The sequence below is a fragment of the Candidatus Thiosymbion oneisti genome (assembly GCF_900092655.1).
Lineage (GTDB): Bacteria > Pseudomonadota > Gammaproteobacteria > Chromatiales > Chromatiaceae > Thiosymbion > Thiosymbion oneisti.
In genome coordinates this window covers 1-986 of the sequence record NZ_FLUY01000417.1, presented here as the reverse complement: position 1 = coordinate 986, position 986 = coordinate 1, and the positions used below count along the sequence as shown (strand labels likewise).

Genomic DNA, 986 nt, shown 5'->3' with positions numbered 1-986 from the left:
TTGGCGATGTGATGGCCCAGGGACTGGGATACCCCGCGGAAGCCCTCGCAACGCACCGGCACCACCGGCTTGCCGGTCTCCTTGGCCTTTTTCTTGGCTACCGCCTCGATGTCGTCGCCGATCAGGCCGATCGGACACTCGGACTGGACGGTTACCCCCTTGTGGAGCGGGAACAGCTGCTCGATCTCAGTAACGATCTTATCGAGCTTCTTGTCGCCGCCGAACACGATGTCCTTCTCCTGGAAGTCCGAGGTAAAGTTCATGGTGCCGAAGGTGTTCACGCCGGTCATACCGACGTAGTAATTGCGTCGCCCGGCGCGGGAGTACTGGCCACAGCCCACCGGGCCGTGGGAGACATGGATCAGATCCTTGATCGGACCCCAGACCACGCCCTTGGAGCCGGCATAGGCGCAACCGCGGACGGTCATGACCCCGGGCAGGGACTTACGGTTAGAGGTAATGCATTGCTTGGATTGCTCAATGGACCGATCGTTGGCCGCCAGATGCTTGGCGCGATCCTTCCTGGCCCGGTCCGGGTAGACCTCCAGGACCTCCTGAATGAGGGCCTGGATCGGTTCGTGTGTCGATGCTGCCATAGCGAGGCTCTCCTGTTCGGGCGCCGCGGCGGCTCCGCCGTCGGTCGCCCGGTTGTATGAATGGACCTCTCACCTAGTGGGTTTCACGCTCGTTCCCACGTTCCAGCGCCTGCCTGTGCGTCCCTGCACGCAGACAGGTGGGAACGCCGTTTTGTCCGCTCCAGCGGACCGTGCCTTTCTGTGCTGATATGTTTTAGCCTTAGAGACTGTCTAAAAAGGGACCGCAGGCCGTAGGCTGGGTTGCGGCCAGGGACGGCCAAAACCCAGCAATAACCCAAGCTGGGGTTCGTTCCTTACCCCAGCCTACCGATTTAAACTCAACCACTACCAGCTGAAGCTGGTAGGTTGGGCCACTAAAGTGGCCCTCGGCGGACTCAACCGCCGACTGAA

The 986-nt window shown here is 61.2% G+C and carries 1 protein-coding gene; it reads right to left on the bottom strand.

The annotated features are described in order from the left end of the window. Window positions 1-596: nitrogenase component 1 (locus BQ17_RS03910; protein WP_305118697.1), on the bottom strand; the 596-nt coding region annotated here is incomplete at its 3' end. Window positions 597-986: the final 390 nt, after the last annotated feature.